Source organism: Enterococcus sp. DIV1089c (genome assembly GCF_050530965.1).
Lineage (GTDB): Bacteria > Bacillota > Bacilli > Lactobacillales > Enterococcaceae > Enterococcus_B > Enterococcus_B hirae.
The window spans coordinates 2,667,501-2,691,680 of the sequence record NZ_CP172888.1 but is presented as its reverse complement, the minus strand read 5'-3'; the positions used below and the strand labels follow the sequence as shown (position 1 = coordinate 2,691,680).

Annotated in this window: 18 protein-coding genes, 2 rRNA genes and 1 other annotated feature (1 of these 21 cut by a window edge); of the genes, 17 read left to right on the top strand and 3 right to left on the bottom strand. The window is 37.9% G+C overall.

Features of this window, described 5'->3' with window-relative positions; translation table 11 throughout:
• Window positions 1-530: 530 nt before the first annotated feature.
• From rpmH to guaB, 15 genes are all read left to right on the top strand, one after another.
• Window positions 531-665 carry a 50S ribosomal protein L34 gene (rpmH, locus tag IGL30_RS12705; RefSeq protein ID WP_002293121.1) on the top strand — a complete coding sequence of 45 codons (135 nt, stop codon included), beginning with the start codon at window positions 531-533 and terminating at the stop codon, window positions 663-665.
• Window positions 666-782: 117 nt separating this feature from the next.
• Window positions 783-1,139, top strand: coding sequence for a ribonuclease P protein component (gene rnpA / locus IGL30_RS12700; protein ID WP_010720505.1), 357 nt, complete (start codon window positions 783-785; stop codon window positions 1,137-1,139).
• A complete protein-coding gene (locus tag IGL30_RS12695; RefSeq protein WP_010720506.1) occupies window positions 1,136-1,957 on the top strand; it encodes a YidC/Oxa1 family membrane protein insertase in 822 nt (273 codons plus the stop codon). Before rnpA ends, IGL30_RS12695 begins: the two co-directional genes overlap by 4 nt.
• Before the next feature lie 14 nt (window positions 1,958-1,971).
• Window positions 1,972-2,739, top strand: a complete 768-nt coding sequence (gene jag, locus IGL30_RS12690) for an RNA-binding cell elongation regulator Jag/EloR (RefSeq protein WP_088745652.1) — start codon at window positions 1,972-1,974, stop codon at window positions 2,737-2,739.
• A 233-nt stretch (window positions 2,740-2,972) separates the two neighbouring features.
• On the top strand, window positions 2,973-4,463 hold the full coding sequence (locus tag IGL30_RS12685; protein ID WP_123874897.1) for a hypothetical protein: 1,491 nt from the start codon (window positions 2,973-2,975) through the stop codon (window positions 4,461-4,463).
• Window positions 4,464-5,068: 605 nt separating this feature from the next.
• Window positions 5,069-6,466 carry a tRNA uridine-5-carboxymethylaminomethyl(34) synthesis GTPase MnmE gene (mnmE, locus tag IGL30_RS12680; protein ID WP_088745648.1) on the top strand — a complete coding sequence of 466 codons (1,398 nt, stop codon included), beginning with the start codon at window positions 5,069-5,071 and terminating at the stop codon, window positions 6,464-6,466.
• Between the two features lie 15 nt (window positions 6,467-6,481).
• Complete coding sequence (gene mnmG / locus IGL30_RS12675) at window positions 6,482-8,380, top strand: tRNA uridine-5-carboxymethylaminomethyl(34) synthesis enzyme MnmG (protein WP_088745647.1); 1,899 nt, start codon at window positions 6,482-6,484, stop codon at window positions 8,378-8,380.
• Window positions 8,381-8,949: 569 nt separating this feature from the next.
• Window positions 8,950-9,981: an FUSC family protein gene (locus IGL30_RS12670; RefSeq protein WP_088745646.1), complete on the top strand. Its 1,032-nt coding sequence runs from the start codon at window positions 8,950-8,952 to the stop codon at window positions 9,979-9,981.
• Between the two features lie 341 nt (window positions 9,982-10,322).
• On the top strand, window positions 10,323-11,036 hold the full coding sequence (gene rsmG / locus IGL30_RS12665; RefSeq protein ID WP_010720513.1) for a 16S rRNA (guanine(527)-N(7))-methyltransferase RsmG: 714 nt from the start codon (window positions 10,323-10,325) through the stop codon (window positions 11,034-11,036).
• Window positions 11,037-11,047: 11 nt separating this feature from the next.
• Entirely contained in the window at window positions 11,048-11,815 is a 768-nt protein-coding gene (locus tag IGL30_RS12660; protein ID WP_010736770.1) for a ParA family protein, read from the top strand.
• Window positions 11,802-12,692 (top strand): ParB/RepB/Spo0J family partition protein, encoded by an 891-nt coding sequence (locus IGL30_RS12655; protein ID WP_010720515.1) that lies wholly within the window; start codon window positions 11,802-11,804, stop codon window positions 12,690-12,692. The genes IGL30_RS12660 and IGL30_RS12655 overlap by 14 nt, the downstream gene beginning before the upstream one ends.
• Window positions 12,693-12,812: 120 nt before the next feature.
• Window positions 12,813-13,004 (top strand): DUF951 domain-containing protein, encoded by a 192-nt coding sequence (locus IGL30_RS12650; protein WP_010720516.1) that lies wholly within the window; start codon window positions 12,813-12,815, stop codon window positions 13,002-13,004.
• An 8-nt stretch (window positions 13,005-13,012) separates the two neighbouring features.
• Window positions 13,013-14,113 carry a redox-regulated ATPase YchF gene (ychF, locus tag IGL30_RS12645; protein ID WP_010720517.1) on the top strand — a complete coding sequence of 367 codons (1,101 nt, stop codon included), beginning with the start codon at window positions 13,013-13,015 and terminating at the stop codon, window positions 14,111-14,113.
• Window positions 14,114-14,199: 86 nt separating this feature from the next.
• Window positions 14,200-14,895 (top strand): DUF1129 domain-containing protein, encoded by a 696-nt coding sequence (locus IGL30_RS12640; RefSeq protein ID WP_010720518.1) that lies wholly within the window; start codon window positions 14,200-14,202, stop codon window positions 14,893-14,895.
• A 320-nt stretch (window positions 14,896-15,215) separates the two neighbouring features.
• Entirely contained in the window at window positions 15,216-16,700 is a 1,485-nt protein-coding gene (gene guaB, locus IGL30_RS12635) for an IMP dehydrogenase (protein WP_010720519.1), read from the top strand.
• Between the two features lie 446 nt (window positions 16,701-17,146).
• Here the strand turns inward: guaB and serS are convergent, their stop codons facing one another.
• The 3 genes from serS to IGL30_RS12620 all read right to left on the bottom strand — a co-directional run bounded on the left by serS (window position 17,147) and on the right by IGL30_RS12620 (window position 20,610).
• Window positions 17,147-18,418 carry a serine--tRNA ligase gene (gene serS / locus IGL30_RS12630; protein ID WP_010736769.1) on the bottom strand — a complete coding sequence of 424 codons (1,272 nt, stop codon included), beginning with the start codon at window positions 18,416-18,418 and terminating at the stop codon, window positions 17,147-17,149.
• Between the two features lie 50 nt (window positions 18,419-18,468).
• Window positions 18,469-18,681: a binding site (T-box leader), on the bottom strand.
• 44 nt (window positions 18,682-18,725) lie between these two features.
• A complete protein-coding gene (locus IGL30_RS12625) occupies window positions 18,726-19,934 on the bottom strand; it encodes a sensor histidine kinase (protein ID WP_025480278.1) in 1,209 nt (402 codons plus the stop codon).
• A complete protein-coding gene (locus tag IGL30_RS12620; RefSeq protein ID WP_010736768.1) occupies window positions 19,921-20,610 on the bottom strand; it encodes a response regulator transcription factor in 690 nt (229 codons plus the stop codon). Before IGL30_RS12620 ends, IGL30_RS12625 begins: the two co-directional genes overlap by 14 nt.
• Window positions 20,611-21,352: 742 nt before the next feature.
• On the opposite strand from IGL30_RS12620, the gene IGL30_RS12615 reads away from it, so the two are divergent.
• Window positions 21,353-22,912, top strand: a 16S ribosomal RNA gene (locus IGL30_RS12615).
• Between the two features lie 232 nt (window positions 22,913-23,144).
• A 23S ribosomal RNA gene (locus IGL30_RS12610) occupies window positions 23,145-24,180 on the top strand (it continues 1,878 nt past the right edge of the window).
• The 16S and 23S rRNA genes sit together here, the layout of an rRNA operon.

The following is a 24,180-nucleotide window of genomic DNA, read 5'->3' as shown; positions in this document are numbered from 1 at the left end:
ATAAGGCTTCCTCCTTCATTAAAAAGTGAATAACTAGTACTAATTTATCATTTTTTCATATAGTTTTCCACAGAAAGAGCAGAAAAAATTTTTTATTTGAGATTATCCACAAAATTAAGAGAGAAAAAAACAAAAAAATCACAACGAGGAAAAATACTTATCCACATCACTAATCAACAGGTGGATAAGTGTGTTTTAAAGACAGAAATCCCAGGTGGGTTGTGGATAAAAAATCTTTGATTATCAAGGAGTTAAGCATTCAATTCACAGATAAATGACTGTTTGTGGATTATTTTTTTTACAGGTGTTTATTCTGTGTAAAAAACCCTAAAAAATAATTGTGGATAAATCTTGTGTATAACTTTTTCCACAAACGAATCACACGAAAAAAACTAAACTGTGGAAAAATAGAATGCATAAATCCAGAAGTTTCCTTTCATTTTATATTGACAAATTACCTTGATTGTCGTTATACTATCAAAGTATGTCTGTGTTTTAACAGTAGATAAGAAATTTTGGAGGTGGAATACATGAAAAGAACATACCAACCAAATAAACGTAAACGTCAAAAAGTTCACGGATTCCGTAAACGTATGAGTACTAAAAATGGCCGTCGTGTTTTAGCAAGCCGTCGCCGTAAAGGAAGAAAAGTTCTTTCAGCTTAAGCCACTGGGGTTTCAGTGGTTTTTTTTATGCCCTTTTTTAGGGAAAAGCTGAAAGAATAAAGAGAAATATGTTATGATTATGGACGTAAGTGAAAGATAGAAAAGGAAAGAAAACGAATGAGAAAAGCGTATCGAGTCAAAAAAGAACGAGAGTTTCAAAACGTATTCCATACAGGAACGTCATTTGCTAATCGTAAATTTGTCGTTTACCGCTTAGAAAAAAAAGACCAGCCACATTTTCGTGTCGGGCTTTCAGTAGGTAAAAAAGTGGGCAATGCAGTATGTCGCAATGAGGTAAAACGTAAGATTCGTGCGGCGGTCTATTCTGTAAAAGAACAGATCGATCCGGAATTGGATTTTATCGTGATTGCAAGACCAAGTGTCAAGGGACTAACTTACGATGAGATTCGTTCCAATCTAGTCCATGTCTTAAAACTTGCAAAAATAATCGATAGAGAGGAAAAGAGTAAGTGAAGAAATACAAACGTTTACTTTTGATGGCAGGCATTATCAGTCTAGTCGTTGTCTTATCCGGTTGTGGAACTGGAGAAGTAAGTGCACAAAGCACAGGAATTTGGGATCGCTACATCGTTTATTATTTTGCAGAAGCGATCAAGGCATTGTCATTTGGAAATGCAGGGATTGGGATTATTTTATTCACTTTGATCATTCGTGTGATCTTGATGCCGTTGATGCATTTTCAAACAAAGAGTATGCGAAAAACCCAAGAACTTCAACCAAAATTAAAAGCACTACAACAAGAATATAGTTCAAAAGATCCTGAGACACAAAGTAAGTTACGTGAAGCGCAACAACGTTTATATGCGGAAAATAATGTGAACCCATATGCTGGTTGTTTACCGTTGTTAGTACAGATGCCGATTTTGATGGCGTTATGGCAATCGATTTCACGTGTGCCTGAATTAAAACAAGGAAACTTTTTATGGTTAAATCTAGGAACAGCAGATCCAACCTTTATTTTACCGATCCTTGCTGCGGTATTTACTTTTGCAAGTACGTATTTAAGTAGCATGAGTCAAATTGAATCAAATGCATCAATGAAGATCATGAATTTTGTGATGCCTGTGATGATCTTAGTTATGGGGGTCAACTTAGCAAGTGGTCTTTCATTATATTGGGTAATATCTAATGCTTTCCAAGTCGTTCAAACATTACTAATCAATAATCCATTTAAGATTAGAAAAGAGCGAGAAGAAGAAGCTCAACGTATTCGTGAAAAAGAACGTGCGTTGAAAAAAGCCATGAGTCCGAAGAAAAAACGTAAAAAATAAGGGAGGGAATGCTAATGCCGATTTATGAAGCTGCGACAATTGATGAAGCAATCCAACTTGGTTTAAACGATTTAGGATTGGATAAAGAGCAAGTTGAAATTGAGATACTAGACGAAGGTAAGAAAGGATTTCTGGGGATCGGGCGTAAGAATGCTCGTCTTAAGATCGAACCTTCAATTAGTGAAACTGTTTCAGAAGCAATTGAAGAAACGGTAGAAGAAGTTTTAGAAGAACCTTTAGAAAAACCGATAGAAGAAACTGAAACCATTGAAGTCTTCACAGAAGACCAACCAGAAGAAGTAGAAACCAGTGAATTAGGCGATGAAGCAGCTTTAACGGAATTAGCAGTCTATCTCACGGATATTACCAAGCAATTAGATGCGCCAGCTTTAGTAAAAATGACACGCGAAGCAAATACCGTCGTTTTTCAATTAGATACACAAAAACAAGGGATTTTAATTGGCAAACACGGCAAAACATTAAATGCTTTACAGTATTTAGCACAAGTTTTCATTCACCGTATTGCTAAAAATAAACTATCTGTAGTAGTAAACGTTGGTAATTATCGTGAAAAAAGACAAGAAATCATTCAACGCTTAGCAGATCGTACTGCCGAAAAAGCAATTAAATCCGGTCAACCAGTCTTCTTAGAACCAATGCCGGCATTTGAGAGAAAACAAATCCATGCGGCATTAAGCAAGAATGAATATGTGAAAACTCATTCTGAAGGAGACGAGCCTTATCGTTATCTAGTAGTAGAACCTGTAAAAAAACGATTATAAACACTAAAAGAGTTTGCTTCATTAACAAATGCTTGTTAATGAAATAATGCTTGATAAATAAGAGAAGTTTAAATCAATGGAGTAGCGATAAAGTAAACTGATTACTTTTTCGCTACTTTATTTTTGTTGTGTTTTGCAAGAAATCTTTTTTTCTCTGTTTTCTAAAAAAAAGTTTCTTTCTCCAAAATAATCTATGTTACTGTGAATACGACTGGGGGAAAAGGAAGGGGAAAATGGAAGAGAAAAAAAGAAAAAAAATGATAAAAGATATCGAAAAAGCTCGTGAAAAATATGTAAAAAATGAACAAAAGTATATTGCGGAAATGTCGCATGTCTTTAATCAAAAATGGAATTGGACTTCCAATATGCTGGATAATAAGGTTGGAGTAAAATATGATAACCTTATAGAGTATATGTATTTGTATAAAAAGGTAGTTGAAAAAAATCCTGAACAGTTTACAGAAAATGGTAGAGAACGAAAGAACTTAATAAACTCTTTAAACGGTAGTATAGGATGTAGTTATGATAACAAATATTTTAAGCCATGCATGAAAGACTTAGTAAATAATGATCCGGATAGTTTTTTAGTTATACCAATCGTGTATAACCGAAGAATAGACGATAGTCATAGTGTCAGCCTGCTTATTCAAAAAGAAGACGATAAAATTAAAGTGCGCGTTTGTAATAAAGGAGGTCAACTTGTACCTAATGAAGCGCCAAATGTTGATGGAAAAATTTCTCTTGAGCATTTAAATAAAATAGCGTCGTTTTATCAATGGGAAGACTGGAATGATTTTTCCGATAAAGAGAAATTAAACATTTGGAAAGGCGTTAGTAAGCAGGATAAAGCAGAATTTGTAGAGAGTTTCGCAGAAGTAGAAAAATTGTGGGTAGATCTGGATACCAAACAATTAAAATCAATCTATGTATATGAGTTTGAAGAATCAAAAGAAAACATAGAAGCCATTTCAAAAGCTATTCGTATAGGAAGATTTGCTCCCAAATGGCGAGATTTTTTCAGTTTGTCCCGAAAAGAAGGTGTGAGCTTTGGAAGCTTTTTTCAAGATAAATATAATTTGTTTTTTCATAAGACAACAGAATTTCCGTTAAAAGAGCTTCATCATCATGCATCAGAATGTAAGTTTGAAAATTATGTTGCAAGGTCACAAATGACAGGGGCATGTGGCGTAAAAAATATAGGATTAGCATTCAAATATACACTAGGTTATAAAACTAAGGCAATTATTAAAGACAAAGAGTATGATCAATGTAAACAAATTGAGGGTATGGATGAAATGCTGCTAAAAGTTGCTAAAGGTGAGGTCAAGAACCAGAGTTATAGTGATTTACTTGATCAGAATTACGCGTTTTTTCTTAAAAATAAAAAAGAATTGGCGAAAGAGATGCCAAGTATGAAAATAGTAAAAAAAGAATTGTTAATAGATGTTGTAAATGAAGCTGGAATAAAAGTTGGAGACGTGTATACAAAACAGTTTCTTATAAATCAGGAAGATGTAAAAAAAGAGTTACATAATAGACTAACGGGTGAAGAATACCTGAGAAAATTTGCTGCTTTAAATAAAAATGAATCAAAATTGAGTACTAAAGTTAGTCCTAAAGCTAAGAAAAGAATTAATACTGTAATTAAAAAATTTTCAAAAAAGAAAAAAGCAGAAAGACCAAACTCTGGATTGGAAAGACCAAGTTCTGGATTAGAAAGATAGAGGTAAATCCTGCATGAATAGGGATAAAATAAATGTCGTTTTATCCTATAGTTGAAAATTCATTCAATCATACATAGAAGATCAGTTATATTGAGAAAAACAAAATTTAATGGTTGATATGCGTGGTTCTTTTTAGGAATCACATTGACAAACTTTTTTAAACAAAGTATATTTTATTAGAAATCATTCTTATCGGAGTATACGATGCTTAAGTAGTCTTACTTTGATAGAAAAAGCACATGGAGGTTAGCCTTCGTGTGTTTTTTTGTAGAACTGAGATGAGATAGCGATTTGTTTTGAATGGCTATTTTTTATGTTGAATAGTCGTGAAAAGGAACGCGACGATACAAAGGATGAAATAAAAAGAATGTACAATATCCTCAAATCAGAATGAATGTATAAATGAAAAAATTTTTACGATATTGTAAAAAAGAAGAAGTTGTCAGAGTTCTCTATTTTCAATACTTGTGTCTTGTAACTAAATATGATAACCTATGTTCAGAATTTAATCATGGACAAGCAGTCAAAGTGCGAAGTTCACCATTTATTGTAAAGGGTGAAGTGGGCACTTTTTTTGTGCGTAAAATTAAAAAGGGAGTGAAAAAATGGCTGAAATTACTTTAGAATTTGATACGATTGCTGCAATTTCTACCCCACCAGGAGAAGGAGCGATCAGTATTGTTCGACTTAGTGGAGACCAAGCGGTAGCTTTAGCAGATAAAGTCTATCGTTGTGGCAAGAAAAGCTTATTGGAAGTACCTAGTCATACGATTCATTATGGGCATATTACTGATCCGAAGAATGAACAGATCATTGATGAAGTGATGGTTTCTGTTATGTTAGCACCTAAAACATTTACTCGTGAAGATGTCGTTGAAATCAATTGTCATGGCGGGATCGTAGTCGTAAATCAAATTTTACAACTGCTATTACGAGAAGGAGCAAGACTAGCTGAACCTGGAGAATTTACAAAAAGAGCTTTCTTAAATGGTCGTGTAGATCTTTCTCAAGCAGAAGCCGTGATGGATTTAATTCGGGCGAAAACGGACAAAGCAATGGGATTAGCTTTAAATCAATTAGATGGCAATCTTTCTTCGTTGATTCGTTCATTAAGACAAGAGATCTTAGAAACATTAGCACAAGTAGAAGTCAATATCGATTATCCTGAATACGATGATGTGGAAGAATTGACTACACGATTATTGCTTGAAAAAGCGACGATGATCCAACAAAGGATCCAAGCTTTACTTGCTACATCGAAACAAGGAAAAGTCTTGCGTGAAGGATTAAGTACAGCTATCATTGGTCGTCCAAATGTCGGAAAATCAAGCTTGTTGAATCACTTATTGCGAGAAGAAAAAGCAATTGTAACAGATATTGCTGGAACGACACGAGATGTCATCGAAGAATACGTGAACGTTCGTGGTGTACCATTGAAATTAATTGATACAGCTGGAATCCGCGAAACAGAAGATCTCGTGGAACAGATCGGTGTAGAAAGAAGTCGAAAAGCATTATCTGAATCGGATTTGATTTTATTGGTTTTGAATCAAAGTGAGCCACTGACCAGAGAAGACGAGCAGCTTTTAGAAGCCACTAAGGGTTTGAAACGGATTGTACTTTTAAATAAAACAGATTTGCCGCAAAAGTTAGAAAAAGAAGAACTTGATCAGTGGTTAGAAGATGAACCGGTGTTTGCCGTTTCTGTGGCTAAAAATGATGGTTTAGATCAATTAGAAACAGCTATCGCTGACTTATTCTTTGGTGGGCAAACCGGTGAAAAAGATGCTACGTATGTATCAAATACCAGACATATTGCTCTACTTGAAAAAGCATCAATTTCATTAGCAGAAGTAGTTGCTGGGATTGAAGCAGGGATGCCTGTAGATCTTGTTCAAATCGATATGACACGCTGTTGGGACTACTTAGGGGAAGTCGTTGGAGACAGTGTACAAGATGAATTAATCACTCAATTATTCAGTCAATTCTGTTTAGGAAAATAAAAGGAGGAAATGTACTTGAATCATTATCAAGCAGATACTTATGACGTCATCGTTGTAGGGGCAGGACATGCTGGTTCAGAAGCAGCTTTGGCTGCAGCCAGAATGGGCTCAAAAACGTTATTACTAACTATCAATCTAGACATGGTAGCGTTCATGCCATGTAACCCTTCAGTCGGAGGACCAGCAAAAGGTGTCGTAGTGAGAGAAATCGATGCTCTTGGTGGCGAAATGGGTAAAAATATCGATAAAACGTACATTCAAATGAGAATGTTAAACACAGGAAAAGGGCCTGCTGTGCGTGCTTTAAGAGCGCAAGCAGACAAGCATGCTTATTCCGCAGAAATGAAGCACACAATAGAAAAAGAACCTAATTTGACGTTGCGTCAAGGAATCGTCGAAGAATTAATCGTCGAAGAGGGTGTTTGTCGAGGTGTGGTGACATCAACTGGTGCTTGCTACCAAGCGAAAGCTGTCGTCATTACTGCTGGTACAGCTTTACGAGGCGAGATCATCATTGGAGAATTGAAGTATTCATCTGGACCCAATAATTCACAACCTTCTGTTGGATTAGCTAATAATCTAAAAGAATTGGGTTTTGCGATTGATCGTTTCAAAACAGGGACACCTCCTCGGGTTAAATCAAGTACGATTGATTATTCAGTGACTGAAGAGCAACCTGGCGATAAAGAACCAAATCATTTTAGTTTTAGCACGCCAGATAGTGCGTACAACTTAGAACAAGAATCTTGCTGGTTGACTTATACCGGTGAAACGACTCATAAAATCATACGTGATAACTTGCATCGTGCACCGATGTTTACTGGAATCGTTGAAGGTGTGGGCGCTCGCTATTGTCCATCGATTGAAGATAAGATCGTACGTTTTGCAGATAAACCAAGACATCAATTGTTTTTAGAACCAGAAGGCTTGCATACGGACGAAGTATACGTTCAAGGATTATCGACTTCATTACCAGAAGATGTCCAAGTGGATATGCTACACTCTATCGCAGGACTGGAAAAAGTTGAAATGATGCGTACGGGATATGCGATCGAATATGACGTTGTCGAACCCCATCAATTACGTCCAACGCTCGAAACGAAAGTCATCGAAAACCTTTATACTGCAGGTCAAACGAATGGGACTAGTGGTTATGAAGAAGCAGCGGGCCAAGGGCTGATTGCTGGAATCAATGCAGCGCTCAAAGTCCAAGGAAAAGAGCCTTTGATCATCAAACGCAGTGACGGTTATATTGGTGTTATGATTGATGACCTAGTGACTAAAGGAACCAATGAACCTTATCGCTTGCTCACTTCACGTGCTGAATATCGTTTATTATTGCGTCATGACAATGCAGATCTACGTTTGACGGAGATAGGACACCAAGTAGGTTTAGTCAAAGAAGACCAATACCAAGCTTATCTGAAAAAGAAAGCTGCTGTTGAAGCAGAAATTAAACGTTTGATGACTGTCCGGATCAAACCGACAGAAGAAGTCCAAGCATTTTTGGCAACTATCAATGCTGCGCCATTAAAAGACGGGGTTTTAGCGAGTGACTTTTTGAAGCGACCTGAAATTAGCTACAGCGATTTAATGTTGTTTATTCCGGAAAATGAAGCATTGACAGCGAAAGAAATTGAACAAGTTGAAATTCAGATCAAGTACGAAGGATACATTAAAAAAGCACTTGAAAAAGTAGAAAAATTAAAACGAATGGAAGCCAAAAAAATACCAGAAAATATCGACTACGCAGCAATCAATGGGTTGGCTACAGAAGCAAAACAAAAACTACAAAAAATCCAACCAGAAACCATTGCTCAAGCTAGCCGTATCAGTGGTGTAAACCCCGCTGATCTAAGTATTTTGATGGTCTACATCGAACAAGGGAAGATTGCGAAAGTGGAAAACCTCTGATTTACGGTTTTCCAGAAGTAGCTACATTGGAAAATAAGCCGAAGATTTCAAAAAATAGGAGGAACTATTTTTTGATTCTCCGGCTTATTTCTTAGAGCTAGATACTCCTGTTGGAATCTCTAGAAGATAGTTTTTTCGTCTTTTTAGCAACGATACCAGTAAAGAGAAATCTTAGCACCATCAATGGACAGGAAGTATTTTGCTTTTTGTCCATTTTTTGATGGCGTAAATCTCCTTTTTTCAGGGCACAATTCAATTGGGTAGGTTGAGCTAGAATTGATGGGAAATTACCTCGAAAGTCTCGATTTCCTCCTATTTATAGACTGAGCCAAAAATTTGAGAAGTATCAAGTAGGTAACAATCAACAGCAAAAACTAGTGTTTGTGTTTTCTGTCAATTTCTGGAAATTCTTTCTTATTTCTCGATGTTAAACACTTTTGTCTCAACCCCCACTTAATTTTTTATGAAAAATAAAGAAATTGTTGTTATACTAAATGATGTTGATAGAAACGAGAGCGAAACATTGGAGGCTCAACATCTAAATAAAGATAGAAGAAAGGAGCGATTGGTTGTTCAAAACTTATTTTCGTTTTAATAAGATTCAAGATAACCCATTTCGTATCATGAACCTTATGCTATTGATTTTTATCGTACTATGGTTAGGATACATAAACCAGAATTTCTTGATTTCAAGTTTTTCTTCATTAGGGATTTTTACTTTTTTCTATTATCAAAATATACCCATGAAACATTTAATTAAGCGCATGTTTTTCATTGGTTGTGGACTTTTATTTGCCTTTGTATTAGGAATGTTATCAACCTATGTTTTATGGTTGGAACCTTTTGCTGTAGCTGTAGTGGCTTTTGTCAGCCGGTTTATTTTGCGGTTGTTCCATATTTCAAAACCAGGTGGCTTATTTTTTGCGATGCTTTCGGCGATGGGAACAAGTATGCAGTTACCGATTGATCATTTGCCAATGGTTTCTCTTTATTTTTTCATGGGGGTCATGTTTTCATTGATCGCTGCAGTTATCACCAAGTTACTTGATTCACGTCCAGAACAAGTCATTGAACAAATCTCTTTAAAAGAGAGATTCCAAGAAGAACCGTTAGTGATTATTGATTCTGTTTTCTACAGTGTTGCTTTATTTCTTTCCGTCTATATTAGTCACGGATTGCAGTTGCACAATCCTTACTGGTTAACTCTTTCTTGTGCTTCTATTCTTTTAGCTGAGAATTTGGATGCAATGAAACATCGGCAAGTACAATATTTGATTGGTTCCATGGGGGGCTTATGTGTGTCGGCTGTTTTATCCTTTGTACCATTTACTCAGTTACAAACGATTTTTCTGATCACTTTTCTTTACGGTATCTCACAATTTTTGGTTGCTAGAAATTATGCGGTTGCCAACATTTTTCTTAATCCGATGGCACTGATGTTATCGACACTCATTCGTGGGGCATACTTGATATCCTTGATCGAATATCGCTTTTTGGGAATCGTTATCGGAAGTTTTATTGGTTTAGGTGCTGCATGGGTCATGACCGTTGGGTTACAGCACTATCTCAATGTTGTGCGAAGAAAATTAGAGACAAAATAATAAATAAAAGTATATACAATAAAAAAAAAACAGTTCGTTTTTGAAGTAAGAATCAAAGACGAGCTGATTTTTTTAACCCATACATTTGATATGTGTTCATTTTTTGTTTAAATTTGAATAAAAAATCAACTAGCGTTAAAAATTAGAGATAACCTAGTTAAGGCATTTATTTTTTTTATTACTTACATATAGAAGGATGTGTACTTCCTAGTGCTTCCTTTTTAATTTTTTAAAACCTCCTATAAATTTACCGGTAGAAAGATTGCAACTCGGTTCATTTTGCGTTAAAGTAAAAAGAGATTTCGTGAAACAATTGCTGTTTCACAATGAAAGGATTAATTATGACACCAGAAGAATTTCGTCAAGCATTGGCAGATAAAGACATCCATTTATCTGATCAACAAATGAGTCAATTTGAACGTTACTATCAGTGGTTAGTTGAGTGGAACGAAAAAATGAATTTAACAGCCATCACGGAAAAAAATGACGTTTATTTGAAGCATTTCTATGATTCATTAACGTTAGCTTTTGAGGTGGACTTTTCTCAGCCTCTTTCACTTTGTGACGTAGGTTCAGGCGCAGGTTTTCCGAGTATCCCACTGAAAATTGCGTTTCCTAACTTACAGATCACGATCGTTGATTCACTGAATAAACGAATCAACTTCTTAACGGAATTAACAAAAGAACTTGGTATCACAGCGGCACTTCACCACGATCGTGCCGAGACATTTGGTCAAAATCCTCAATTCCGAGCTTCATTTGACTTAGTGACTGCTCGCGCTGTAGCAAGATTGAATGTTTTAGCAGAACTATGTTTGCCTCTAGTGAAGCAAGAAGGATACTTTTATGCGCTGAAAGCTGCAAAAAGCGAAGAAGAACTAATAGAAGCCAAGCATGCGATCGCAATCTTAGGGGGAAAGTTTATCAAAGAAGATGCGATAGAATTACCGAAAATATCTGACAAGCGACATATTTTGGTAATCCAAAAGAAGAAAGTCACCCCGAAAAAATACCCAAGAAAACCTGGTATGCCAAATAAGCAACCAATCAAGTAGGAGGAGAAGAGATGGCACAAATAATATCTGTTGCAAACCAAAAAGGTGGCGTAGGTAAAACGACGACCACTGTTAACCTAGGTGCTTGCTTAGCTAGTCTTGGTAAAAGAGTCTTGTTAGTGGATATGGATGCACAAGGCAATGCCACAAGTGGTGTCGGTATTCGAAAACCAGATGTTACTCAAGATATTTATGATGTCTTAGTCAATGAGCTACCGATTGCCGAAGCAACTCTTGTTACCGAACATGAAAATTTGAGTATTGTGCCTGCCACTCTTCAATTAGCAGGAGCAGAAATCGAATTAACTTCAATGATGGCCAGAGAGTCTCGCTTGAAAGGTTCTTTAGCCGAAGTGAACGATCAATATGATTATATTTTGATTGATTGCCCACCTTCATTAGGTCATTTGACTATTAATTCATTTACAGCCAGCGATTCTATTCTGATCCCAGTGCAATGTGAATATTATGCATTAGAAGGATTGAGTCAATTACTCAATACAGTTCGTTTAGTTCAAAAGCATTTCAATCCAGAATTGGAGATTGAAGGCGTCTTACTTACAATGTATGATGCACGTACGAACTTAGGAAATGAAGTCGTGGAAGAAGTTCGAAAGTATTTCCGTGAGAAGGTCTATGAAACGATTATTCCAAGAAATATTCGTCTTTCAGAAGCACCAAGTCATGGAATGCCGATCATTGATTATGATCCACGTTCTAGAGGAGCTGAAGTTTACCAAGCATTGGCAAAGGAAGTGGTTAACCGTGAAGAAAAGTAAAGGATTAGGACGAGGGATCGATGCGTTATTTCAAGATTTAGAGAATTTAGAAACTGTGGATGTTGAAGATGAAACAGTTGTACAATTACCACTAAACGAATTACGCCCTAACCCTTATCAACCACGTAAAACATTTGAAGAAGTCTCGCTTCAAGAATTGGCAAACTCCATTGAGCAATCAGGCGTGTTTCAACCGATTATCGTCCGTCGTTCGGCAGTAAAAGGATATGAAATCATTGCTGGTGAACGTCGTTTCCGAGCTTCTAAGTTAGCAGAAAAAGCGACCATCCCTGCAATTGTTCGTGACTTTGATGAAGAAGCAATGATGCAAGTCGCTGTTTTGGAAAACTTGCAACGTGAAGACTTGAACCCATTAGAAGAAGCTGAAGCCTATGATATGCTGATGAAAAATCTTAAACTTACGCAAGCAGAAGTAGCGAAACGCTTAGGTAAAAGTCGTCCATATATCGCAAACTATCTCCGTCTGTTAACGTTACCAGATTTAGTGAAGGAGATGGTCCAAGATCAACGATTATCGATGGGACAAGCTCGTACCTTATTAGGTCTAAAAAACAAAAGTTTGATTCTAAAATTAGCGAATCGAGCAGTTATGGAGAATCTAACGGTTCGTCAGTTGGAACAAATTGTTTCGCAATTAAATCAAAACGATGGGAAAGAAAAAAAGAAAATCCCTCGACTAGCAAAAGAAAAGCCTTATTATATACGTGAAAGTGAAGACCGCTTGATGGATAAGTTTGGTACAAGTGTTGCTATCCAAGAAAAAGACGGTAAAGGAAAGATTGAAATTGAGTACCTTTCGCAAAATGATTTGACAAGAATCCTTGATATCCTTAATATTCAATTCGATGAAGAATAAGTAATAGGAAAGAAGCGTTCAATTCAGACCAATCAACCTTAATTTTTACGATCACTATATGAATATCAAAAAATACGTGGGAACCGTTCTTAAGAGAAATGACTAAAGGAGGGGACTTTTATGTACGACTTACATGATATTGTTGAAATGAAAAAACCTCATGCTTGTCAGACTAACCGTTGGGAAATCATCCGCATGGGAGCGGACATCAAAATTAAATGCGTCAATTGCGGGCACATCGTTATGATGACTCGTCGAGAATTTGAGAAAAAATTAAAAAAAGTACTTGAAAAAAATGCAGAGAAAGAGTGAATAAATCTATGGCATTAACTGCTGGAATTGTTGGATTACCCAATGTTGGTAAATCAACTTTATTTAACGCAATCACCAAAGCTGGAGCAGAAGCAGCAAACTATCCTTTTGCAACCATTGATCCGAATGTAGGAATGGTAGAAGTTCCCGATTGGCGTTTACAACGCTTAACTGAACTTGTTCATCCTAAAAAAACCGTGCCAACAACATTTGAATTTACGGATATTGCAGGAATCGTTAAAGGTGCAAGTAAAGGGGAAGGCTTGGGAAATCAATTTCTAAGTCATATCCGCCAAGTTGATGCGATTTGTCATGTGGTCCGTTGTTTCGATGATGACAACATCACACATGTTGAAGGACGAGTGGACCCATTAGCGGATATTGATACGATCAATCTAGAATTAGTATTGGCAGATCTGGAATCGATCACTAAACGCTATACTCGAGTAGCAAAAATCGCAAAAACGAAAGACAAAGATGCAGTTGCTGAATTAGCTGTTTTAGATAAAATCAAGCCAGTCCTGGAAGAAGGACGTTCAGCTCGCTCTATCGAATTTACAGACGAAGAACAAAAAATCGTTAAATCATTGTTTTTATTGACTACCAAACCAATCTTATATGTAGCAAACGTTGCAGAAGATGAAGTAGCAGATAGCGATACGAATCACTACGTTCAAGCTGTACGTAATTTTGCTGCCGAAGAAAATGCAGAAGTTATCGTAGTCAGCGCACGTGCAGAGGAAGAAATTGCTGAACTAGACGAAGAAGATAAAGCAGAATTCTTAGAAGCTTTAGGAATTGAAGAGTCTGGATTAGATCAATTAATTCGTGCAGCTTATGATTTGCTAGGATTAGCTACGTACTTTACAGCAGGAGAACAAGAAGTTCGGGCTTGGACATTTAAAAAAGGCATCAAAGCACCTCAAGCAGCTGGGATTATCCATTCAGACTTTGAGCGTGGATTTATCCGTGCGGAAACAGTTTCTTTTGAAGATCTAGATCATTATGGAAATATGCATGCTGCAAAAGAAGCTGGCCGTGTTCGTCTAGAAGGTAAAGACTATGTAGTCCAAGATGGCGACGTTATGTTATTCCGTTTTAATGTATAAAAGGGCTATCAAACGATACGTATAGTATGTTAGAATGTCTTTTGTGACAACCGTTAAAGTAGCGGCTAAGGAGGACTATTTAGATCATGGAATCAGAACAATTACGTGAAATTGTAAAAGAAAACAATCAATTAGAAGAAAAATTAACTAAAAGAAACCAACAATATATTTTTGACTTAAAAAAATCTTTAGAAGCAGCTAATCTATCCGAAGAGGAAAAGGTAAAAGCACTTCATGACATCCTTCCAACCTTAGTGTCTGAACAAAAAGGTGGAAAAACAGCCAGACAATTATTTGGAACTGTCTCTGAAAGAACTGAAGCAATTATCAACAAACCAGTTGAAGCAAAGGTAAATTCTAAACCACTATTGATGTGGCTAGACAATACATTCCTGTTATTAGGTTTATTGAGTATCATGATTGCTATTACCGGATTGTTTTCACGTGGAACAACGCCAGCTTATGGAATCACAACTTTGGTCTTTGGATCAGCTGTTGGTGGTTGGGTATTTTACCTGATGTATAAATACATTTATCAATATGAGTACCCGGGAGCAGATCGTAGTAAAAAACCAGGTATGGGTAAAACATTGTTGATCTTAACTGGAACTACGTTGGTCTGGGTGGTTGCCTTTTCCGCTACCACACTTCTTCCTCCAGTACTGAATCCGTTGTTAGATCCAGTAGTTATCATCATTATTGGGGCTGCTGCACTAGCTTTGCGTTATTACATGAAGAAAAAATATGGAATCGTTGGAAGTTTATCTGTACCTAGAAGATAATTCGTTAAAGTACGATTCGATGTATATCAATGATGAGGGATCATTATTTGAAACAGTTGTTTGTTTTGAATAGTGGTCTCTCATTTTTTATGGAGAAATGGTTAAAACAGAAAGAACAAAAATTTGAGAAACTTGGTAAATTTAATTAGTAGCTTCTCTTAAAAGAGTTTCTCGTTATTAACTATATATGACTTGTGATGGAAGCGCTTAGAATAAGGATATTCTTAGAAACAGTGCGGATTATGGGAAGACGGTTGACTTAATAGAAAAAATCGATTATTTTAATAGATAAACTAAAAACTAGAGGAGTGGTACTAAAAATGTCCAACTGGGAAACAAAGTTCACGAAAAAAGGGTTTACTTTCGATGATGTCTTACTGATACCAGCAGAAAGTCACGTGTTACCAAACGAAGTGGATATGAGTGTACAATTAGCAAAAAATATTAAGTTGAATATCCCGATCATCAGTGCAAGTATGGACACTGTAACTGATAGTAAGATGGCTATTGCGATGGCTAGACAAGGTGGATTAGGTGTTATTCATAAAAATATGACAATTAGTCAACAAGCAGACGAAGTGCGCAAAGTCAAACGTTCTGAAAGTGGTGTGATCATTGATCCATTTTTCTTAACACCGCAACATCTTGTAGCAGATGCAGAAGAATTGATGAGCAAATATCGAATTAGCGGTGTACCGATCGTTGAGACTTTAGAAAACAGAAAACTTGTTGGTATTATTACGAACCGTGACATGCGCTTTGTAACTGATTATCATATGGAAATCAATGATGTGATGACCAAAGAAAACTTAGTAACAGCCCCAGTCGGTACTTCTCTAAAAGACGCAGAAAAAATATTGCAAAAACATAAAATTGAAAAATTACCTATCGTTGACAACGATGGTTGTTTAAGTGGATTGATCACAATCAAAGATATTGAAAAAGTGATTGAATTTCCCAACGCTGCCAAAGATGAACATGGACGTCTACTTGTAGCTGCTGCTGTCGGTGTTACAAGTGATACATTTGAGCGTGCAGGTGCCTTGTTGGAAGCAGGAGCAGATGCGATCGTTATTGATACAGCACATGGTCATAGTGCTGGAGTGATTCGTAAAATCCAAGAAATTCGTTCTACCTTTAAAGATGCTACTTTGATTGCCGGTAACGTAGCGACAGCGGAAGCAACAAAAGCATTATATGATGCTGGTGTGGATGTCGTAAAAGTCGGTATCGGACCAGGATCAATTTGTACAACACGTGTGGTTGCCGGTGTAGGTGTACCACAATTAACAGCGATTTATGATGCTGCTTCTGTCGCACGACAATATGGCAAAGCAATTATTGCTGATGGCGGAATCAAATATTCAGGTGATATCGTCAAAGCATTAGCTGCTGGAGGACATGCCGTCATGTTAGGTAGTATGTTGGCCGGTACAGATGAATCTCCAGGTGAATTTGAGATTTTCCAAGGACGACGTTTTAAAACTTATCGTGGTATGGGTTCATTGGGCGCAATGGAAAAAGGTTCAAAAGATCGTTATTTCCAAGGTAGCGTCAATGAAGCGAATAAATTAGTACCAGAAGGAATCGAAGGACGTGTGGCTTACAAAGGAAGCGTTGCGGATATTATCTTCCAAATGATCGGTGGATTAAAATCTGGTATGGGTTATGTTGGGGCAGGCAACTTGAAACAATTGCGTGACGAAGCACAATTCATCCAAATGAGCGGCAATGGGTTGAAAGAATCCCATCCACATGATGTCCAAATCACAAAAGAAGCACCTAACTATTCAGTAGAATCTTAATAAAAAAGAGATAAAAGTAGTGGGAAATCTAGCAGAATGCCAGATTTAAAGTAACAATGCTCGATTTATGAACATCAAAGTTAGTAGAATCTTACTAGCTTTGGTGTTTTTTTGTTATCAGCGGATGCGATAGTTCTATCTAATTGATTGATTTAATTTCAAACCTGTATCTTTGATGTGGATCGTTTGATCAAACAAATATATGACAGATGAATTTGTCTTTTAACATTTTAGATTAGAAGTTTTAGGGAGTCTACCCGCATTTTTGTCTGGTTCGTTGTTTTTTGAAAAAAAGTCTAGGACGAATAGAATCTCTATCCGTCCTAGACTTTAGCGTCATCCTTTTTATGATTTAAAGTAATAGCAAGATTTCTCTCCATCAACATTATTTGACAAAGAGCCTAGTTTTTATTGTGTTATCAGTCCACTTTTTGATCTAGCTCTATTTATTTGATTACTTTTAAATTTCCCATGTAAGGAACTAATACTTCTGGAACAGTCACTGATCCATCTTCATTTTGGTAGTTTTCAAGAATTGCTGCGACAGTTCGGCCGACTGCAAGTCCTGAACCATTCAGTGTATGAGCATAGTGGATTTTTCCGTCTGCATCACGGTAACGGATCATTGCGCGTCGTGCTTGGAAATCTTCACAGTTTGAACATGAGCTGATTTCACGATATGTTTCTTGTGCAGGGATCCATACTTCTAAGTCATATGTTTTGGCAGCAGAGAAGCCCATATCTCCAGTAGATAATGCTACTACACGGTAAGGTAAATGTAATTTTTGTAGAATATCTTCAGCATCGGCTGTCATTTTTTCTAGCTCATCATAAGAATGTTCTGCATCAGAGAATTTGACCATTTCTACTTTATTAAATTGGTGTAAACGAATCAATCCTCGAGTATCACGGCCGGCACTCCCTGCTTCCGAACGAAATGCGGGACTAAGAGCAGTGAAATAAATCGGTAAATCTTGTCCATCTAAGATCTCATCGTTGTAATAGTTTGTTAATGGAACTTCCGCTGTTGGGATCAATGTCAAATCTGTATCTTCTAATTGGAAAACATCTTCTTTAAACTTAGGAAATTGCCCAGTTCCGAACATAGCCCGACTATTTACGATATAAGGAGTAATCATTTCTGTATAGTCATGTTCATAGATGTGTTGATCTAGCATAAAGTTATAAACGGCACGTTCTAAGCGAGCACCTAATCCTTTATAGTAAACAAAACGACTTCCAGAAACTTTTGCCCCTCTTTCAAAGTCTAAGATACCTAAGTTTTCAGCGATTTCCCAATGTGGTTTCGGTTCAAATGAAAAATTACGAGGCGTGTTCCAACGACGAACTTCCACGTTGTCCTCTTCGTCTTTTCCAACAGGTACAGAATCATCTGGTAAATTTGGTAAGGTAGTCGCAATTTGATGTAACTTTTCATCTACTTGCGCTACTTCTTCATCAAGGGCTTTAATGTTGCCCCCAACTTCTTTCATTTCATTGATTTTAGCTGTTGCATCTTCTTTGTTCCGTTTTAATTGCGCAATTTCTGCTGAAACATCATTACGATATTTTTTTAATTCTTCCGTTTTAACAAGTAATTTTCGACGACTTTCATCTAATTCCATAAATTCAGCTAAGGTTTCTTTTTTGACCCCACGAGTCATTAATTTTTCTTGAACATAATCAAAATTTTGACGCATCATTTTTACATCTAACATTGCAATTCCTCCTTAAATATAATAAAAAAAGACCAATCCATCCTCAATTATCTTGGGACGAATCGGTCTAACATTCGCGGTACCACCCGAGTTCAACATATAAATATGCTGCTCTTGTTAACAGATAACGGTTGTTTTGCCGACCTTTCTTATTTCGAAAGGTACACATCAAAGAACTGGAACTTCCAACTTATTTTTTGCTGATTTACACCATCCATCAGCTCTCTTGAAAAAAATAAAATGTACTGGGTTCTGTGCTATATAGATATGATATATAGAAATGATTGTAATAAGAATATCGGATATTTTAATTTTCGTCAATATGTTCCTGACTTTTGATTGGTAATTTTTCATTTCTTTTTATTGGGAGATGCATGATGAATGAAGTCCAGTGTTTATCAGATTTAGCATAAATATAACCACCATGTAAAGCAACGATACTTTGAGCAATGGCTAAACCTAAACCCGTCCCACCGGTTTCTTGTGAACGAGACTCTTCTACTCGGTAAAAACGGTCAAAAAGATTATCGATTGATTCTCGAGGAATCATAGCTCCATTGTTTTTTACTGTCGCAACGACTTCTGAGCCAACTTTTTCGACTTCAATGACAATTTTTGTAGCGCCTTTGCCGTATTTTAAAGCATTCGTCAGTAAATTATTAAAGACACGAACTAGTTTTTCAGTGTCCCCATCCATAGTTAATGATGGAACCTGTGATGATACAAGGATTTGGATATGTTTTTTTGATGCTTCTAATTCAAAATCAGCAGCTAGTTGTTCAATTAGCTGGATCAGATCAAAAGCCGAAAAATTGACCGGAACAGCTGGTTGTCTGACTTTAGTATACTCAAAAAGATCATCCACTAGTAATTTCATTTGTTTTGCTTTGATATAAGCTGTATGGGTATACTTCAAAAGATCCTCTTTTGTTTGATACTGGCCATCTTCGATTAATCCTAAGTAACCAATAATAGAGGTTAAAGGGGTACGGATATCGTGACTCACATTAGTAATCAATTCATCTTTTGATTTTTCAATTTTCCGTTCATCTTCGATCGCAGCTACTGTACTATCGACTAAACCATTAATGCTTGTTACTACACGACTAAGATCACCTGTTAATTCAAAAGGGATTCGATGGTCATAATTACCATTAGCGATATAGTGAAGCTCGCTAATAATATGACGTAGTTGCATTTGTCGGTAGCGACGGATCAACCGCCAGTATAATACGCCGATATCTAAAAGAAAGAAAAGGGGAATCAGAAAATTTCGACCGTTCCAAAATAAATCACTATTCAATCGTTGAGCAAAAATATTTTTTGAATCCCAAATCGCATTAGTCAATGAAGGGGAACTACTAATTATTGAAGTAAGGACAACCAAAATCGCAACATTTAATAGTAGAAGGAGAATCACGGTGATAATACCTTCTGCTAATAACTCACTGATTTCCTTAGAAGTTAGATTGATTCGTCGCCGTTTTTCTGTTCCTCTTTTTTTATCTTGCATCAATTTTATAGCCCACTCCCCAAACGGTTTGAATGACTTTTTCTCCACCAGTTGCTTCTTCGATCTTATCTCTCAAATGACTAACATGGACCATAACAGTTTTTGCGGAAACAATACTTTCTTGTTTCCATACACGCTCAAAGATTTCATCTGCACTGAACACACGATTAGGATGACTTGCTAATAAGTATAGAATCCCAAATTCTAATGCTGTAAGCTGAATCTCTTTCCCATCAATTGTTTTTACTTCATGGGAATCTTTGTTAATAATCAAAGAGTTTACTTCTAATATATCCGGTTGATCCGGTGTGATTTGCATTTTTGTTCGACGAAGCAAAGATTTTACGCGTGCCATAACTTCTAAAGGATTAAATGGTTTTGTAACATAATCATCAGCACCAGCAACAAGCCCTTTAATTTTATCCATATCGGTTGTTTTTGCTGTCAACATGATAATCGGTATTTGCGATTCCTTTCGTAATTCTTTAACGACCTGCATGCCATCCATTTCAGGCATCATAATATCCAAAATCAATAACTCAATATCAGGTATCGTTCGAATCTTTGATAATGCTTCTTTCCCATCATAAGCCTTAACAGCTTCGTATCCTTCATTGTGAACATAAATACTTAGTAATTCAACAATTTCTTTATCATCATCAGCAATTAATATTTTCATAGATTGTTCCTCCAGAGTTAGAATGATACTATTTACTATTCATTCTAGCAAAAAAATGTCTAAATAGATAAAAGCAACACTTTGTTAAGGAAAATTTTAGAAGGTAAGAGCTAAGTGAAGTGGCTCATAAATAGAAAACTGAACAATCACAGTGCTGAGAAGGCTATCATTAATGAAAAATTGGTTAAAAGCGAACGTTTTTCACTTATAGGATTAGAACGATCGATTACGCTAAAAATGTTGATAAAACAGCTTTTTTCTTATTGACTTTTATTTTTGCTGTTGGTATATTATTATTTGTTCGAAAGAGCAAAGATCGCTAGTGAAAATAGTTGAAATAAACTGTTGACAGAGGGATCGCACCATGATAAGATAACTGAGTCGTAAAAAATCAATAGCTTACGAAGCTTGATTCTATCGAAAAAAACTTCAAAAAAGTTGTTGACAAATAACAAACGATGAGTTATGATAAATGAGTTGCTGAAACACTTCTAAAAAACGAAGTCGAAAAAACTTTTAAAAAAGAGTTGACAAACAAACGTCGCTCTGATATGATATAAAAGTTGCTACGGCAATCTCAACTGATTAGCTTTTAATCAAGTAGACCTTTGAAAACTGAACAAAGCAAAGACAAACCAAATGTGTAGGGCGTCTTGATTGATTCAAGACAACAAACATTTTTAACAAGCAAGCAATATGCTAGCAAACAATTGAGCTTAACAATCGTAAGATTGTTCGAACTTTTTATGAGAGTTTGATCCTGGCTCAGGACGAACGCTGGCGGCGTGCCTAATACATGCAAGTCGAACGCTTCTTTTTCCACCGGAGCTTGCTCCACCGGAAAAAGAGGAGTGGCGAACGGGTGAGTAACACGTGGGTAACCTGCCCATCAGAAGGGGATAACACTTGGAAACAGGTGCTAATACCGTATAACAATCGAAACCGCATGGTTTTGATTTGAAAGGCGCTTTCGGGTGTCGCTGATGGATGGACCCGCGGTGCATTAGCTAGTTGGTGAGGTAACGGCTCACCAAGGCGACGATGCATAGCCGACCTGAGAGGGTGATCGGCCACATTGGGACTGAGACACGGCCCAAACTCCTACGGGAGGCAGCAGTAGGGAATCTTCGGCAATGGACGAAAGTCTGACCGAGCAACGCCGCGTGAGTGAAGAAGGTTTTCGGATCGTAAAACTCTGTTGTTAGAGAAGAACAAGGATGAGAGTAACTGTTCATCCCTTGACGGTATCTAACCAGAAAGCCACGGCTAACTACGTGCCAGCAGCCGCGGTAATACGTAGGTGGCAAGCGTTGTCCGGATTTATTGGGCGTAAAGCGAGCGCAGGCGGTTTCTTAAGTCTGATGTGAAAGCCCCCGGCTCAACCGGGGAGGGTCATTGGAAACTGGGAGACTTGAGTGCAGAAGAGGAGAGTGGAATTCCATGTGTAGCGGTGAAATGCGTAGATATATGGAGGAACACCAGTGGCGAAGGCGGCTCTCTGGTCTGTAACTGACGCTGAGGCTCGAAAGCGTGGGGAGCAAACAGGATTAGATACCCTGGTAGTCCACGCCGTAAACGATGAGTGCTAAGTGTTGGAGGGTTTCCGCCCTTCAGTGCTGCAGCTAACGCATTAAGCACTCCGCCTGGGGAGTACGACCGCAAGGTTGAAACTCAAAGGAATTGACGGGGGCCCGCACAAGCGGTGGAGCATGTGGTTTAATTCGAAGCAACGCGAAGAACCTTACCAGGTCTTGACATCCTTTGACCACTCTAGAGATAGAGTTTCCCCTTCGGGGGCAAAGTGACAGGTGGTGCATGGTTGTCGTCAGCTCGTGTCGTGAGATGTTGGGTTAAGTCCCGCAACGAGCGCAACCCTTATTGTTAGTTGCCATCATTTAGTTGGGCACTCTAGCAAGACTGCCGGTGACAAACCGGAGGAAGGTGGGGATGACGTCAAATCATCATGCCCCTTATGACCTGGGCTACACACGTGCTACAATGGGAAGTACAACGAGTCGCAAAGTCGCGAGGCTAAGCTAATCTCTTAAAGCTTCTCTCAGTTCGGATTGTAGGCTGCAACTCGCCTACATGAAGCCGGAATCGCTAGTAATCGCGGATCAGCACGCCGCGGTGAATACGTTCCCGGGCCTTGTACACACCGCCCGTCACACCACGAGAGTTTGTAACACCCGAAGTCGGTGAGGTAACCTTTTGGAGCCAGCCGCCTAAGGTGGGATAGATGATTGGGGTGAAGTCGTAACAAGGTAGCCGTATCGGAAGGTGCGGCTGGATCACCTCCTTTCTAAGGAATATTACGGAGACTACACTGTTTGTTTTATACTTTGTTCAGTTTTGAGAGGTTTACTCTCAAAGATATATTTTTGTTCATTGAAAACTGGATATTTGAAGTAAATTAGTAATACAAACCGAGAACACCGCGTTGAATGAGTTTTTTAATAAGTTCAATTGCTTATTTTCTTGATCGGACTTCTATCGCTAGAAGAAAGATCAAAACCCAACCGCAAGGTTGATAAGGTTAAGTGAATAAGGGCGCACGGTGGATGCCTTGGCACTAGGAGCCGATGAAGGACGGGACTAACACCGATATGCTTTGGGGAGCTGTACGTAAGCTATGATCCAGAGATTTCCGAATGGGGGAACCCAGCATCTTTTATAGGATGTTACGTTTGCGTGAATACATAGCGCATTCGAGGTAGACGCAGAGAACTGAAACATCTAAGTACCTGCAGGAAGAGAAAGAAAATTCGATTCCCTGAGTAGCGGCGAGCGAAACGGGAAAAGCCCAAACCAATGAGCTTGCTCATTGGGGTTGTAGGACTCCAATATGGTAGTTCTTTCAGATAGTCGAATGACTTGGAAAAGTCAGTCAAAGAGGGTAAAAACCCCGTAGATGAAATTTGGAAGGCACCTAGGAGGATCCTGAGTACGGCGGAACACGAGGAATTCCGTCGGAATCCGGGAGGACCATCTCCCAAGGCTAAATACTCCCTAGTGACCGATAGTGAACCAGTACCGTGAGGGAAAGGTGAAAAGCACCCCGGAAGGGGAGTGAAATAGAACCTGAAACCGTGTGCCTACAACAAGTCAAAGCCCGTTAATGGGTGATGGCGTGCCTTTTGTAGAATGAACCGGCGAGTTACGATTGCATGCGAGGTTAAGTTGAAGAGACGGAGCCGCAGCGAAAGCGAGTCTGAATAGGGCGTTTGAGTATGTAGTCGTAGACCCGAAACCATGTGATCTACCCATGTCCAGGTTGAAGGTGCGGTAAAACGCACTGGAGGACCGAACCCACGTACGTTGAAAAGTGCGGGGATGAGGTGTGGGTAGCGGAGAAATTCCAAACGAACTTGGAGATAGCTGGTTCTCTCCGAAATAGCTTTAGGGCTAGCCTCGGAATTGAGAATGATGGAGGTAGAGCACTGTTTGGACTAGGGGCCCATCTCGGGTTACCGAATTCAGATAAACTCCGAATGCCATTCATTCATATCCGGGAGTCAGACTGTGAGTGATAAGATCCATAGTCGAAAGGGAAACAGCCCAGACCACCAG